A 16,056-nucleotide genomic window follows, 5' to 3' on the forward strand; every position below is an offset into this window, starting at 1 on the left:
TGATATCACCTATTGTTGGACAGAAGAAGGATGGCTTTACCTTGCTGTTGTGATGGATTTGTACTCACGTAAAGTGGTCGGATGGGCTCTGTCAGAGCGTATGACAAAGCAGTTGGTCATGGATGCACTACAGATGGCTCTATGGGAACGTAAGCCTCCTCGAGGTCTTATTATCCACTCTGACCGCGGCAGCCAATATTGTTCCTATGATTATCAGAAACTCTTAAACCGTCATGAGCTTGTTTGTAGCATGAGTAAACGGGGCGATTGCTATGATAATGCTGCTATGGAAAGTTGGAACCACAGCTTTAAAGTTGAAGCAATCCATGGAGAAAAGTTTGCAACAAGAGCTACAGCTAAAAATCATATATTCGAATATATTGAAATCTATTACAATCGGAAACGACTCCATTCCATGTTGGGTTATCAAACACCAGCAAAATTTGAAGTCAAATTGGTCGCTTAGCAATGTGTCCGATTTTCCCGGGCAAGATCATTCGTTTGGTTCGATTAGTGTAGATATAGTCATGTTACTAGTCCTTACTTGTTTTTTTTGTTAATAACTCGTGGACCGGTTTAATTAGGGGGCATTACACGCTTATTTGTTGCGATTTATCAAGCGATAAAAACCACGCATCAAATCGTTCAACCGTTAAGACGCTCCACATTAAAGATTAATCCTTAATTTAAAATATAGCCTCTACGTTATATAATATCAAACTTATATTTTGAAATTTTTATACACGTTTTCTACAAGTTTTGAAGAGTTATAAAGAGTGGGACAAAGGGAGTAGTTGAGACAAGCAGATTATAACTAGAGAATTTCGTCCCATAACTAATTTGAATGTTATGGGATTGAAGGCTAGCTTGCTATTGTTTCACCTGTACCACCATATCACATAGACATGCTATTGTTCCAACAGTACCACACTGTCCCACGCAAAACTACTATGTTTATAAGAGGATGAGTTAGTTTTGAAAACATTATCAGAAACAAATACTTATCTGCAGGATAAGGAACAGGCTAAACGCTCAAATACTCGTTCTACGAGGACTTCTTGTGGGGTGGAAGGTTATTAAAGCGAAAGATAAATTCTTGACTCTGAAAATCGACCATTCCCGTTCAAATGCTGTTTTAAAAGAAAGGAAAAAAGGTTCCGGTAATGTTTAAATAACTGTGTCATCTCTTTTAATTTGTTTATAATTTAACAGTTAAAAGAGGTATACATGAATAAGAAGAAAATAGATTTATCGAATTTTGATTTCAATGAGTTCAAACCAGAGGCGTTAAGCCAGTTAAAGTCTGGGCAATCTCTCACAGGGAAAGACGGTATTCTTACCCCCTTAATAAAGAACTATTAAAGGCGGCATTAGCCGGTGCAGCCTTGATGCAGCAAAGCGTAATCAAGGTTTATTTGTTAGAACCCATCGATTAATATCTCTTCAGTCCAACCAACGGAGAGGAAAAGAATGGTCAATTATCGAAGGAGTTACCTACCAGGAGGAACATTTTTCTTTACTGTAACCTTGCAAAATAGAAAATCAGAGCTGTTAATAGAGAGGGTTAATTTGCTCAAAGAAGCAGTTCAAAAAGTTAAAGCCCAGCATCCATTTTGGATAAAAGCTTATGTAATCTTACCTGAACATCTTCATATGATTTGGGAGTTACCCAAAAATGATTGGAATTACTCGCAGCGGTGGAAAAAAATCAAAGCGCAATTCTCAAGATCGGTTCATAAATCAGGAATTGCATTAACCAAAACGAGGCACAATGAGTATCCTCTTTGGCAACGTCGATTTTGGGAACATGCGATCAAAGATATGAAAGATTTTGAAAATCATGTTAATTATATTCATTACAATCCAATCAAACATGGCTTAGTGTAGATGATTTACATGATTGGCCACATTCTTCCTTCCATCATTATGCTCATAGAGGCCTGATAAACGAAAATTGAGCAAGTTCGAAAATTAAGAATGTTGATAATTTATGCTTCGGAGAATGAAACCTTGATTACGCTTTGCTTCATCAAGATTACGCTTGCTGAACATACAATGAGCCAGTGAATTAACCTATAACTTATTGATTGATATTGTATTTTCTCACCTTGTAGGACTGATAAGCTCTGTCTAATGCACCATTCAGTAGAAAAACGGATTGTAAGTGTTCAAGGCATTGCATCCGATCGTCTCCACCCTCATCAGATAGAAAGATGTATTCACAATATTCGCCGATATCTTGAATAATACGTTCGAAACGATAGTAGCAAATGGCATCCTGATTTATCTTTGTTTGGCCATAGCCCTGATAAAAGAGTAATTCCTCTTCAGCTGCCGTGCGACCACTGTCCCAAATACCAGCACCGATAAACATCAAATCACGTTCTTTCGGGGCAAAGATAAGGGTATCCCAGTCGACAATGTAAAGAGCACCTTCTTTATCAACAATCAAGTTCCAGCCATGGATATCTGCGTGGCATAAAATGTATTCGCGGGGGTGTTTTCGGAGTATGATTGCAAGCTTTTCAGCGCGCTCAACAAGTTTGCGTATTTCGCTACTTTTGGATTTCAGGAATTCTGCCATTTTTACGGCAACAGCCTCTACAAAAACCTCATTTTCAATGCATATAAGAAATGCTTTGACGGTTTCTCTCCATTTGGAAGAAAATACTTCCCTTGGTATGCCATTTGTTAGAGCGTTTGGAATATTGGTGCTGTGAAGCTTTTTAATTACCGACCCAAATTGAACCCACTGATCTTCTGATAGCTTGGATTCTACTCCATTATGACCCTCGACATAGGAGTAGAGAATTGCCTTAAAGGATGCCAAGTTTGTCCAAAGTTGCCTTGTTTTGGTTGCAAGAGGCGGAATTACTTGCTTGATGCCCAAGGAAGCCAAATATTTAGGTACTGAAACTGAAGCGTCAATAAATTCATCACGTCGTAACTTTAGGAAGTAATCCACCTGGCTGCTTGTAGTGGCCTGATAAACAGCTGTATTGAAATCAGCACCGAGAGGCAGAAACGCTATCTTTTCCATAGGCAATCCATACGCATCTCTTAAACACGCGATGATTTTTTCCTCTTTAAGGTCGGGTTTTATTAGCATCGTTTTTGTAGCCTAAATAATATTTTTCGGAATCCTATTAAAATGTTTTTCTATTAAATCTTTCTCTAAACGGTGAATAATAATTACTTCAACATGAACAACAACTAAAGCGTTAGCAATTACATCACCGAATTTTTTGCAAGGAGTATAAAGTTTTAAAACTTGTTTTCCAAATTCCGCATTGATTATGAATATATTGCGAGGCTGCATTACAAAATGAAATCCACTTTACTCATATTTACAGTTCTGAATTTCCCAGCCATCGTAGCCTTGATGCAGCAAAGCGTAATCAAGGTTTATTTATTAAACACCATGATTAATATCTCTTGAGACCAACCAACGGAAGAAAAAGGAATGGTCAATTATCGAAGGAGTTTCCTACCCGGAGGAACATTGATGGAGCCAATGGGATTTTCTAAGGACGCTCTAGCTGACCAATTTTGGCTTAAACTTAGCAATTGAACAAAAAAAATTATAAAGTGCTGTAAAGATTTGTAACAAACTCCACTAGTATTGTCTAGTCATAGAATCATCTATCTGTTGTATTTTTGCTTACTCCCATTTCTTTTTGCAAAGCATATGTTAAATTAGCACAGTTTTGGATAAAGAATGCTTAAAGCTAAATTAATTAAAGCGCGAGTTAGTATTTCAATTTGTTGTTTCTAGCTGTTTTTTCATAGATACGGATGATATTCATGCAATCAATTAGGACAAACCGATTAATCTTGCGGCCTCTATGCCATGAAGATTTTGCTGAATTGTGTACTCTTCAGGCTGATGTTGCGGTAATGAAATATATTGGTCATGGTGTTCGCAAAGCTGATGAGGTAAAAGCAACGCTTGATTTGTGTATTGCTCATCAGCAGCAATTTGGCTTTGGACTTTATGCCGTACTTCATAAAGAAACCGAGGAATTTATAGGGCGCGCAGGTATTATTCATCTAGGATTAGATCCTAATGCCCAAGAGGTAGAAATTGCTTTTGCCTTTAAAGTGGCTTATTGGAATCAAGGTTATGGTTATGAAACTGCCGAGAGTCTGATGGATAACTGGTTTAACAATCCGGATCATCAGCAGCTAATCGCTGTTGCGCGTATGGAAAATAAGCCCTGCATCAAATTACTCGACAAGCTAGGTATGAAATTTAGTCATTTTGCAACCTATAAAGATATTTCGAATGTTGGTTATTTTTCAATAGACCGACAAAGCTATCTTGATAAAAAGTTTTAACACAGTTTTAACCGGAAATTAAAGTATGACCGAGATTAGTCAAACTCTACTATCAGTCATTGAGCGTAATGCCCAAGCCTATCCCGATAAGATTGCCTATTCTTTTTTGAATGATATGCTGCAGGAAACCTCTCATTGTACTTACAGCCAACTCATAAAAAGGTCAAAAAACTTTGCCTCTTACTTAGTAAACAAGTCAGCGCAGGGAAAGACGGTCTTACTAATGTTTAATCCTGGATTAGACTTCATCATTGCTTTTTTTGCTTGCCTCTACGCAGGCAGCATTCCTGTTCCTTGTTATTCAGCGCGTATTGTTGATAAAAATTTAAAGCGTTTTTTAGCGATTATTGAAGATTCCAATGCGAGTTTTCTCCTCACAGATGATGATTTGAGTGCATCGCTTTCGGAACAGTTTCGTCAAAGAAATATAAGCGTACTTAATTGCTGCGAGGCAGAGCAAAATACCAATTCATCAGCGCTTTCTTGTGGCTTACCTGAGGATATTGCTTTTTTGCAATATACCTCGGGTTCAACGGCTGATCCTAAGGGCGTTATTGTCAAACATAGGAATATCTTTCATAACGAAACCTTAATACAAGATTCGTTTCAACTTGACGCTGATTCAACTATCGTCGGCTGGTTACCTTTTTTTCACGATATGGGATTAATCGGTAATATTATTCAGCCGATATTTTGTGGTGGAAGAGCGGTATTAATGGCTCCGACAACTTTTTTGCGTAAGCCACTGAACTGGCTCTATATTATTTCAAAATACAAGGCAGTGTGCAGTGGTGGTCCCAATTTCTCCTATGATTTTTGTGTTGAACGAATTAGTGATGAGGAGGTCAAGACTCTCGATCTATCTTCTTGGCGAGTTGCTTTTAATGGGTCAGAGGTAGTCCAGGCTGCTACTCTGGAGCGTTTTTATAATAAATTTGCTCCGGCAGGCTTTGTTAGGGAAGCTTTCTTGCCTTGTTATGGTATGGCGGAGGCTACTTTATTTGTCAGTGGTTGTCCGCGGCAAGAAAGGCCGCTGCAGGCAAGTTTTGATAAGCAATTTTTGGCTATGGGCCAAATAGTGGAGCAGGCTGGGGGCAGAACCTTAGTGAGTTCTGGGCAATTAAACAATGAGTTTAAAATTAAAATAATCGATCCAGCTAGCCAGGTTGAAGTCACGGGTCAAATTGGTGAGATCTGTATTGCTGGCGAAAGTGTGTCAGACGGCTATTGGCGAAAAGCCGCTCGGGAAAATGACTATTTTAAAACAGGTGATCTAGGTTTTATTTATAACAATCAATTATTCATTGTTGGTAGAGCAAAGGAATTGATTATTATCCGAGGGAAAAATTATGTACCTCAAGACATAGAACAATTAGTACAAAGAAACCCTGCTTTAGTTCCTGGTGCCGGCGCCTGTTTTTCTATTGAACATGAGGGGGAGGAGCGTCTGGTCATTGTGCAGGAAGTTAAGCGCCAGTACCTCAAAGGGTTAAATACAAATGAGCTGTTGCAATCGATTCAAGAGGAGGTTGGATCGGCTTTAGGAATTGTTGCCCATGCCATTGTTTTGATAAGACCCCTGACACTGCCAAAAACCTCCAGTGGTAAAATCATGCGTTTGCGTACTAAATCCTTGTATTTAGAAAATCAATTGCAGACTATTGCCCAATGGCAAAAGCAAACACCGATTAGCCGGCCAACAATCTCTATTGAAGAACTACGTGCTAATTCCAAAGATCTGGAAAAAACGTTAGAGCTTTTATGCAAAAAAATTGTTGATTTGGAGATGGATGAACAAAACAAACAGCAGAGCTTACAAACCTTGGGCTTTGATTCAGTTCAGATCGCTGAATTGGGTAGTTATCTCTATGAAATCTATTATTGCCAAATTCCAGCAGAGCAATTTTATCAGCACATGACTTTTAACAAGCTCCTTGGCTTATTAGAAGACCACAACTCTAGAGAAGCCCCTTCACCCCTTTGTACACAAGAAGAAAAAATAGAGATTATCTTATGAAAAGTCTGTATCAACTTTACGATGAGCTCTTGGCAAAGGACATAAAAATTGCAGTTAAAGGCTCTAACTTGCACCTAACAGGGAATAAATCTGCTCTAACCCCTGAGTTAATCGCTGCGCTAACTGCACAAAAAGAGCCATTAGTTTCCTGGCTGACAGAAAAGCAGGATCAGGATCTCGGTTTGCCCACAACAGCAGGGCAGCGCGCACTTTGGTCTCTGTCTCGACTTCATAATAATGAAATTCATAATTTGGTTAAGACCTTCAGGCTTAATAAAGAACTAAAACAAGAACAGTTATCCACTAGCCTTTTGCAATTAATACAGAGCCATCGCGTATTGAGATCGGTATATCGCAGTGATAAGGATCAGGAACTTCGTCAGTTTAGACTGCCTTCAGTTGAGTTCCAGATAACCACTATTCACTCAACCCTTGAAAACTTGTCTACCGATCTAAAAGCTTATGTCGATGTTCCCTTTGATCTGTCTAAAGAACTTCCTCTGCGAGCAGCTATCTTTAAAGCCGAAGACCAGCGTTATTTTGTCCTGGTTGTTCACCATATTGCTGTCGATCACAGTGCCTATCAAATCTTGTTAGAGCAGCTAGCGACTTTAGTGAGCGGTGAATCATTGAGCATTGAAGACAATTATGAACGATTCATTCATGAACAAAGCAAATACAACAGTAGTCCTGAGAAAGTCGCAGATAGACTATTCTGGCAGGAAAGCTTCCAAGAGCTAACAAGAAGGCAAGATCAACCACAGGAGATTAATTCCACTGACTACCATTATTTCTCCTTTGATGAATATGAATTGCAGCCAGCATTAAAGGCCTTTGCCCGGGATAATGGGTTAACTCCCTATAGCTTGTTTTTAGCGGTATTTAACCTGCTGCAATTTTTCTCCACCGGCGAGCCCAATGTGATTGTTGCTACACCAGCACTAAATCGTAATGTCTTGTGGAGCAAAAAAATAATCGGTTTTCTAGCGAATGTTATTCCTATACCTACAGTGATCGATGAACAACAAAGTCTCCAAAGCTGTTGCCAACAGCTAGCACAAACAATTGTCCAAGGATTGAGTCATCAAAGCCTTGCTTTGTCTGAAATGACTAAGACCAAGTCAGCACTCGCCACACAGGCAATGTTTGTCTGGCATCAGGATGTTAGCCAGGCGATGCAATTATTTCGTCAGCATATTGGTGAGGAGTTGTTTTTGTTGCCATCAATTCGTGGAATTCATGAACCTATTTTATTAATTATTTCGCCTACCGCTGAGAGCTATCATTTTGAACTCTATTTCAATCGTTCTTTATTCAAAAAGACAGAGGCAGAATTTTGGATCCAGCAATTTAAGTTGGTTTATCGCCAGTTGATAATTAACGCCCAACAAAATGTCGAACAATTATTTATCGCTCAGCTTGCAGCAGCAGAAATGTTGCCTCCTCTTGCACGCTATGAGCATGCTGATTTTTATCGCCAGTCCTTAAACAGGTTAATGGTTACCAGGACAACGCCCGCCGATTTAGTGCGTTTTTGTTACGAGTTACTCCATAACCACTGTGTCATTAATGATGAGTTATATGACACAACTATTTTTGAGCGACAATTTTTAAAAGCAAATAACAAAATAAAGTCATGCAAGTTAATCAGCAAAAAGCATAAGGAAGGGGGCTGGCACAATGTTATGTATTTTGTTGCTGACGAGCTCTTGGATACACGATCATTGCCAGCCGAAATCCAGGCTATTCAGGTGTATCAATTTCCTTTATTGGATAACGGTGATTGTGCCTGGCATGCTCTCGAGCAGGAAGCCTGTTTAAAGGAAGACGACAAGCAATATATCCTGGAAAAAATCAGGCAAGCTACAGGATTTTCAGATGTGAAGCTCTTAACTCGAGAACAAATGAATGCCTCGGCTTTGCTTCATTTACACGAATTTAGCCAACAAAATGATTCTGTAGTAGCCAATCAACATTACTTAACTCTAGAGCAGGAGGCTGCTGGACCGCAGGCTTTGGTTCATGGCCCTGAACTTATCATTCCATCCCAAGCCCCAATCACCTTAACCGAGGCCTTTTGTTTAACTGCGAAACAATTTCCAGAAAAGGGCATCTATCATTACAATCGCAAGGGCGTTTATTTTCAAAGCTATGGCTCCTTATACCAAAGAGCATTGCATATTCTTTCCGGTTTGCAGGCAAGGGGGCTTAAACCACAAAATAAAATTATTTTACAAATTCCCAACCTGGCTGATCATCTTGCAGTATTTTGGGCTGCAATTCTTGGTGGGATCATTCCGGTAACAGTTGCTATTCCCCCTAATTACTCTAAGAGCAATGCTGTTGTCGAAAAATTGTTACATGTCTGGCTGTTGTTAGAGCAACCCCTGCTTATTAGCGGTCAGGCTAATCAAGTTGAGGTTGCGCAGTTAACCGAGCTTTATCCGGGAATGGATTTTAAAGTAGAGACGGTTGAACAATTGGAGTATCCCACAGCCTCTGAGCTCATATATTCAGCGAAGCCAACGGATGTGGTTTTTTATCAGTTAACTTCTGGTTCAACCGGTAAGCCTAAATGCATTCAGGAAACCCATCGAGGGATCATTGCCCATATTCATGGCTCAAGCCAAACTAATGGCTACAGAAAGGAAGATATTTGCTTAAACTGGCTGCCATTGGATCATGTTGTCCCAATCCTTACCTATCATTTAAAGAATGTTTACCTGGGTTGTACCCAGATTGAAGTGCTTACGGAACTGATCATTGCTGAGCCTCTCCTTTGGCTGGATCTGATTGAAAAGCATGCTGTCACTCACAGTTGGTCACCCAATTTTGGTTTTAAATTATTAAGTGAGGCACTAAAAAAAGAGCATGGAAAAACCTGGCAATTAGCTTCCCTTAAAAAACTCATGAATGCGGGAGAGCAGGTCACGAAGTTGGTCTGTGATCTCTTTCTTCATAGGGTGGCAAGGTATGGGGTTGAACAAGCCGTAATGCAGCCGGCCTTTGGTATGGCAGAAGCTTGTACCTGTATGACCTATTTAAACGATTATTCTTCGTCTACCAGTACCTTGTTTATTAAGAAAACCTCGCTCTCAGGTCATCTGGAGTTAAGTGAGGAAGGCGATGATGCCATTGGTTTCGTTAATTTAGGTACAGTAATGCCAGGCGTGGCTATTCGTATTACCGATGCTCAAAATAGGATTCTTCCTGAGTTGGTGATTGGTCGCTTTCAAATTCATGGTGCAGTGATTACGCCCGGATATTATGCGAATTCGGCAGCTAACCAAGAAGCTTTTCAAGAGGATGGATGGTTTGACAGTGGTGATTTGGGCTTTATTTACCAAGGTTGTTTATATTTAACCGGACGGCAAAAAGAAACAATTATCATTAACGGGACCAATTTTTATTGTTATGAAATTGAAGACCTGGTAAATACCCTTCCTGGTGTCAAACCTACTTTCACAGCAGCCTGTGGTGTACCAGACAGGGATTCAGGCTCTGAAACACTGGCCTTATTTTTTGTACCGGAGTCTTCCGATCCGGATGAACAACTACAAACTATTATCCAAATTAGGCAAAGCGTTTCAAAACACCTTGCGGTTTTTGCACGTCATATTATTCCTCTAACCCTTGACGACTTTAAAAAAACAACCAGTGGCAAAATCCAACGTCAGGAAATGAAAAATAATTTCCTGAAGGGGGGCTATCCGCAATCGATTCAGCTTGATAAACATTTCTTAACCAAGGAGGTTATTCCTGATTGGTTTTATAAGCAAAAATGGCGATTGTCTAAGGATCTTATTAGAGAAAATCCTGAATCCAGAATTCATTTTATTTCTCTTAAAGACTTGCATCATGTCGAACGCACTGAGACAGCTCCTGAAAATGGCAGAGCGCTAATTCCGGCGATCTCTCAGTATGTTCGGGATGACGGTGACAGCTGGGGTTTTCTGGATATAAAGTCCGGGCCACATAACAAAACGTACATTGAAAATCAGGCGATTATCGTGGTTGACCTCACAAGAACTAGCCTTGCAATTGAGAGTATTTATGATGGACTTCTTAAACTCTATCAATCTCTATCTCCCTTAACGCTCAATGGTCTTTCCCTGCAACTTTATGTCTTTACCTATAAAAAGTTTCAAGTGGTGGAGGGTGATAGTGAGCAGAGTATGTATAGTGGCTTAGCAAGTTTATTAAAAACAATGAGCCTGGAAACTACTGCCTTGCATTGCCGTTTAATTGATATAGACGATATTCCTGCTTTAGCTACCATCCTTAAACAGGAAGCCGGTGCCTTAACCCGAAGAAATCTCGTTGCCTATCGCAGTTCACAACGCTATGCCCTAAGTTTATGCAAGATAATACCCCCATCAGACAATAATAATAAGATCCTGTTTAAAACCAAGGGGTTTTATTTAGTCATAGGGGGCTTGGGGGGGATCGGCAAAGAACTATGTCAAGAGCTTAGTCAGCGCCATGCCGCCCATGTTCTTATCTTTGGAAGGAAAAGTGCCGAGATTGTTGCGACAGAATTGGACTGGCTACGCAATAATGGCGTCCAATGTGCATACCAGGCTGTCGATCTCAATGGTCTGACCCTGGAACTGCTTCGTCAACTCTGTGAGCATTATGAGAATTTATGGGCGCAGCCTTTGCAAGGCATTATTCACCTCGCAGGATCTTTTCCACAGCGCTTGCTAAGCGAAGAATCAGCCTTGGACATTATGCAAGTGATCAAGGCAAAAATTGCCGGTCTTGCTGCAATTCATGCCTTTCTAAGTAGCAAAAAAGAGGCTGTGTTTATTGCCTTTTCTTCTGTGAATAGTTTCTTTGGTGGAGTGGGCTCAGCGGCTTATGCCATTGCCAATCAAATTTTTAACTCAACAATTCATAGCCTATTTAGTAAAGGCAACATTCACTACCGCATCCTATCTTGGTCAATGTGGCGAGATGCAGGAATGGGAAAAGACTATGAGTACAAAGAGCTAGCAAAAAATAAAGGCTTTCATTTGATTAGTAATCAACAGGGCTTGCTTGCCATGACTATGGCTTTAGCTCATTGGGAACCGCATTTGTATATTGGGCTGGATTGCTCTAAACCCTATATTATGCAAATGATCGCTAGCCAACCGAGGAGGCTAAGCACTCTATGGGCTTATCGGAGCGAAGCCAGCGATGATTTAACGACTAGGCAATTGGCACTACAAGGTCAGAGCGGCCAACGCTTTGAAATACTGATTAAACCCTCTGGTTACTATCCTCAGGCTATCCAGCATCAAATCCAGCTGCAACAACGAAAAGCAGTTCTGGATTCAGATTTAGACGATACCGTGCAGAGGACTCCTCTTGAAATTATTGCGAAAACTAAAAAAATTTGGCAAGAGGTTTTAAACCACGAAGATATTAGCATTGATAGCAATTTTTTTGATTTAGGCGGTAGTTCTCTCGACATTATTCGTATCAAAGAACAGTTAATGCAGTCCTTTGCTGTCGACATCTCCATTGCGCAACTATTTAATAGCCCCACGATTGCTACCCTAGCTTCGATGATTGCCAGCCAACTGTCTGCAAGCGCGACAACTCTTAATCGCTCTATGCCCGGGAGGGAGCAGCGACGCAACCGTCGATCTAAACGTTTATCTCAGAGTCAATTAGAAATGGAGAACCTTGCTGATGAATTCTAGTGAAAATGATATCGCTGTTATTGGATATTCTTGCCGTGTTCCTGGAGCAAGCTCAGCAGAGGCTTTCTGGAGCATGCTTTGTAAAGCAGAGGACGCCTTGGTTGAAACAACCATCAAGGCTGACAATCAAATTTCGACGGTCATGGCCTTTTCTGGCGCGACTGAATTTGATGCTAATTTTTTTAACTATAGTCGTTTTGAAGCAGAGCTATTAGATCCGCAGCAGCGCATTTTTTTAGAGACCTGCTGGCATGCTCTGGAGATGGCTGGTTATGCCCCTGATTCGACGCCGGGTTTGTTTGGTATTTATGCTGGTTGTGCGTTTCCGACTTACTTGTTGGACAATATTCATAGCTATTCAGATAAGCTAAGCCATGCGCAAAAATTTCAACTGATGCTAGCGAATGATAAGGATTATCTCGCGACCAGAGTGGCCTATAAATTAAATTTATCAGGGCAGGCCGTGGGTGTGCAGACGGCTTGTTCTACCTCCTTAGTGGCCTTGCACCTGGCCTGTCAGGCTTTATTGAATGGCGAGTTGGATGGTGCCTTAGCCGGTGGGGTCTCGCTTATTTTTCCGCAAAATGAACCCTATACCTACCAGGAAGGGATGATTCTTTCGGAAGATGGACACTGCCGTCCCTTTGCCGCAGATGCGAGTGGCACTGTAATTGGCGATGGTGTTGGGGTTGTGGTACTCAAACGCTATGAAGATGCTATCCGTGACAGAGACTCGATTTATGCCCTGATAAAGGGAACTGCAATTAATAATGATGGCCATCGTAAGGTCAGTTTTATTGCTCCCAATGTTGCAAGCCAGGCTGCTGTGATTTCTGAGGCCTTGGCGGTTGCACAGATTGAACCTGAAAGCATTAGTTATATTGAAGCCCATGGTACAGGCACCAAATTAGGTGATCCCATTGAAATAGCGGCCTTGAAACAGGTTTTTGCACAAAACAAGATAGCCAGCTGTGCCCTAGGCTCAGTCAAAGCGAATATTGGCCATCTTAATACGGCTTCTGGCATTATCGGAACGATTAAAACCATCATGGCCTTGCACAAGGCGCAGATTCCACCGCAAATCAATTGTGAAAGCTTAAATCCGGCCTGTGAAATTGAAAACAGCTTTTTATATATCAATAAGACAGTTAAATCTTGGGATTCAGTTGAGGTTCGCAGGGCAGGGGTCAGTTCTTTTGGTTTTGGGGGGACCAACGCTCATGCAATCCTGCAGCAAGCTACAGAGGCTGACAGCGCTATACCTACATGGACTAAGCCTTTTGGTTTAAAACTAAGTGCAAAATCTCTCAAGTCCTTAAAAGATATAAAGACCGCTTATCATCTTGCTCTAAGTGACCTAGATGATAGGCAATTAGCAAATTTTTGTTTTACTGCCAATGCTGGCCGTAGCGATTTTCCTTATCGCTTATTTTTTTATGCTAAGGACAGAGCAAGCTTAATTGCTCAGCTCAGCCAACCCTTGGATCTGCCAGACCCTATAAAGGAGAGTAGTGAGCTTGAATTTTACTTTCCTCATAAAAGCCCATATGGTGACAAAATAGCACATCAATGGGAGCAAGAAGCCCTCTATAAAAAATTGCGACAACATTATCTGCAGCTTTTGGGTGCTTTTCCTAATGAGATGCAAGTGGATTTTGTTAACCAGTTCGCTTTAGCGCAATACCTGAAACGAATAGGCATCTATCCTTCTATTGTTTCTGGGCATGGCCTGGGACTCTTAGTTGCTGCTTGCCTGGGTGGTTACTTGGATTTGGAACAGGCTATCGGCTTTTTGACATTGGAAAGCTCTGAGCTTCAACTTAAACAAGGGCAGCTGAAGATTAAAGGTTATGATGATCTTGAGCAGCTGCAAAAGGCCTTATTAAATTTTGCCCGCTGGGAGCAAACATCAGTTTGTGGCGAGGAGGTTCTTCTTACAATGATTAGAGAGCAGCCTAGCGAACTTCGAACTCCTCAGGTCTGGGGCGACGGGAAGCAATTCTCCTTTAATGGCCAGGATAATCTTTTAATGTCTTTGATTGGTTTTTGTTATACAGAGGGTGTGACAATAAACTGGGCTAATTATTATAAGGATGTTCCTCTTTTTCGTATCGCTATTCCTGGTTATGCCTTTGACAGACAGGACTATAACCTGGCGAAAGCCAAGCAGCAGCCTGACTATCTCTATGAAATTCAATGGCAACCCAGCCAGCTTAACCCTAAGCTCAGCTTAACAACTGATGGTCAGTTGTTTATTGTGCTTGTCAGGCAAAGCGAATTGGATTTATGGACAGAAAGCTTAGCGGATCTGAATTGTATTTTCTTGGTTGATGCTCAGGATTTTGCTAATAACGATTGGACATTATTGAATAGAATTTATGCTGAAAACCAAGATAAGGCAATTTTTATAATCCATGCTTTGTCTATTAATTCTGGGGAAATAGCCGATAAGGAACAAGATATTATAGCGCAACAAAAGATGTCGTATGCTGTTTTACTGCATCTAGGGCAATTTTTATCGAAAAATAACCTTCAAGGAAAACTTTGGCTCCTAAGCGATGCGCTTTCTGATTTCAAGCCAATAAATCCTCTCCATGGTGAGCTTAGCGGTCTGGCTGCGGTGATGGCTACGGAAATTCCCAGACACTGGGGAGGCTGTATTCATAGTGAAACAGCAAGTTCCTCTGACTTATTGAAAATCGTTGCGCTGATTAGCCAGGCTAAAGAGCCATTGCATGTATCGCTGGATAGGCAAGGGATTAGGCAACAAAAACTGCTTGCTATCAAGGAAGAACGCTTAGTGCAATATAAGCCGCAACCCGGGGATATTTATGTTATTGCTGGCGGTTCTGGCGCTGTGGGTCAATTAGTCTTGCAGCAATTAGTCGATGCTGGGGCTGAGCACTTTATTGTGATTGGTCGCCATAAACCTGATTTTGAGTTGGTCCATTTCAAGGGCAAATTAGATTATATTCAATGCGATCTTGCTGATTTTGCTTCCTTATCCTTGGCTCTGAGACCTTGGGCACAGAATAGAGCGGTTAAGGGGATGATTCATGCTGCTGGTTTGGTCGATGATGCTTTATTGCTGAATCAAAGCCTGGAGAAATATAGTGCTCTGGCTCGCGCTAAGGTTCAGGGAAGTTGGAATCTGCACCTACTTAGCTTACAGCTTGGTTGGCAACTTGATTTCTTTCTGATGTTTTCTTCACTTAGTGCCTTGTTTGGTCCCTTAGGACAGGCTAATTATGCCGCTGCGAATGCCTTTCAAAATCATCTCAGCGTTTATAGGCAGCGACAGAGACTTAAGTCAACCAGTATCTTATTGGGCAGCCTTGATAATTTAGGTATGGCCAAGTCGGAGGCGCTAAAAAATCAGGGGCTATTTGAGCGCATCAATATTCAGAAAATTTCGCCTACTTTCTTTAGGAAGGCTCTGGAAAATATCTATCAATTAGATCCAGCGCAGGTTATTTTACAACCAATGGACTTAGATAACATCAAGACAGAGTTGTTAACTCCTTTACAACAACAGTTGATCTTAACGAAGCCAGTTGCGGCTGAGAAAGCAAATAGCAATGAATTCCGCGCGCATTTAGCACAACAGAGTCCGGCAACACAGTTAGATCTGATCATCGAGTTTCTGCAGCAACGCATTGCGAACAAAATAAATTGCCCAGTCGAGCAATTGCCCTTAAATACCGGTTTTAATGAATTAGGCTTGGACTCTTTAATGGCTGTGGATATTAAAGAAGAGGTGGATAAGGAGCTAGCGATTAATTTGCCAGTCACTGCCTTTTTTAATGCGAGTACGGTGGTTAAGTTAAGTCAGGTTATTGTGGATTTATGCCAGACGCAAAAAGACCTCCGTCGTCCTGAACGCAGTGAGTGGGTCCTCGGCATTCAGGAGATGTCTCACTACTCCGGACATGACGGGGATGTTAGGGCACTTAGTGAAGACGATTTAGCTGCACTGATCGCTGCAGAATTTGAACAATTATAAATGGCATT

General features: G+C 41.1%; 8 protein-coding genes and 1 pseudogene. 7 read left to right on the forward strand and 2 right to left on the reverse strand.

Annotation, left to right across the window (positions count from 1 at the left end):
• From B5D33_RS04590 to B5D33_RS04595, 3 genes and pseudogenes are all read left to right on the forward strand, one after another.
• A partial coding sequence (locus B5D33_RS04590) for an IS3 family transposase (protein WP_139364742.1) occupies nt 1-466 on the forward strand: 466 nt, incomplete at its 5' end.
• Between the two features lie 761 nt (nt 467-1,227).
• A pseudogene (locus B5D33_RS17115) lies at nt 1,228-1,353 on the forward strand (IS256 family transposase); the annotation flags it as partial.
• Nucleotides 1,354-1,470: 117 nt separating this feature from the next.
• The gene (locus B5D33_RS04595; protein ID WP_234802460.1) at nt 1,471-1,887 is read left to right on the forward strand and encodes an REP-associated tyrosine transposase; all 417 of its coding nucleotides are present in this window, start codon (nt 1,471-1,473) and stop codon (nt 1,885-1,887) included.
• Nucleotides 1,888-2,080: 193 nt separating this feature from the next.
• On the opposite strand, the gene B5D33_RS04600 is transcribed toward B5D33_RS04595, so the two are convergent.
• Both B5D33_RS04600 and B5D33_RS04605 read right to left on the reverse strand, forming a co-directional pair.
• Nucleotides 2,081-3,040, reverse strand: a complete 960-nt coding sequence (locus B5D33_RS04600; RefSeq protein ID WP_234802461.1) for an aminoglycoside phosphotransferase family protein — start codon at nt 3,038-3,040, stop codon at nt 2,081-2,083.
• Between the two features lie 81 nt (nt 3,041-3,121).
• Entirely contained in the window at nt 3,122-3,319 is a 198-nt protein-coding gene (locus tag B5D33_RS04605; RefSeq protein WP_058452891.1) for a hypothetical protein, read from the reverse strand.
• 485 nt (nt 3,320-3,804) lie between these two features.
• Between B5D33_RS04605 and B5D33_RS04610 the strand changes: the two genes are divergently transcribed.
• The 4 genes from B5D33_RS04610 to B5D33_RS04625 are packed head-to-tail and all read left to right on the forward strand — an operon-like array spanning nt 3,805 to nt 16,048.
• On the forward strand, nt 3,805-4,338 hold the full coding sequence (locus B5D33_RS04610; protein ID WP_058452892.1) for a GNAT family N-acetyltransferase: 534 nt from the start codon (nt 3,805-3,807) through the stop codon (nt 4,336-4,338).
• A gap of 25 nt (nt 4,339-4,363) precedes the next feature.
• Complete coding sequence (locus B5D33_RS04615; RefSeq protein WP_058452893.1) at nt 4,364-6,355, forward strand: AMP-binding protein; 1,992 nt, start codon at nt 4,364-4,366, stop codon at nt 6,353-6,355.
• Nucleotides 6,352-12,045 carry an SDR family NAD(P)-dependent oxidoreductase gene (locus tag B5D33_RS04620; protein WP_058452894.1) on the forward strand — a complete coding sequence of 1,898 codons (5,694 nt, stop codon included), beginning with the start codon at nt 6,352-6,354 and terminating at the stop codon, nt 12,043-12,045. The genes B5D33_RS04615 and B5D33_RS04620 overlap by 4 nt, the downstream gene beginning before the upstream one ends.
• Nucleotides 12,035-16,048, forward strand: coding sequence for a type I polyketide synthase (locus tag B5D33_RS04625; protein ID WP_058452895.1), 4,014 nt, complete (start codon nt 12,035-12,037; stop codon nt 16,046-16,048). The genes B5D33_RS04620 and B5D33_RS04625 overlap by 11 nt, the downstream gene beginning before the upstream one ends.
• The last annotated feature ends 8 nt before the right edge of the window (nt 16,049-16,056 follow it).

Origin of the sequence: Legionella maceachernii (assembly GCF_900167045.1) — a bacterium.
Taxonomy (GTDB): Bacteria; Pseudomonadota; Gammaproteobacteria; order Legionellales; family Legionellaceae; genus Tatlockia; species Tatlockia maceachernii.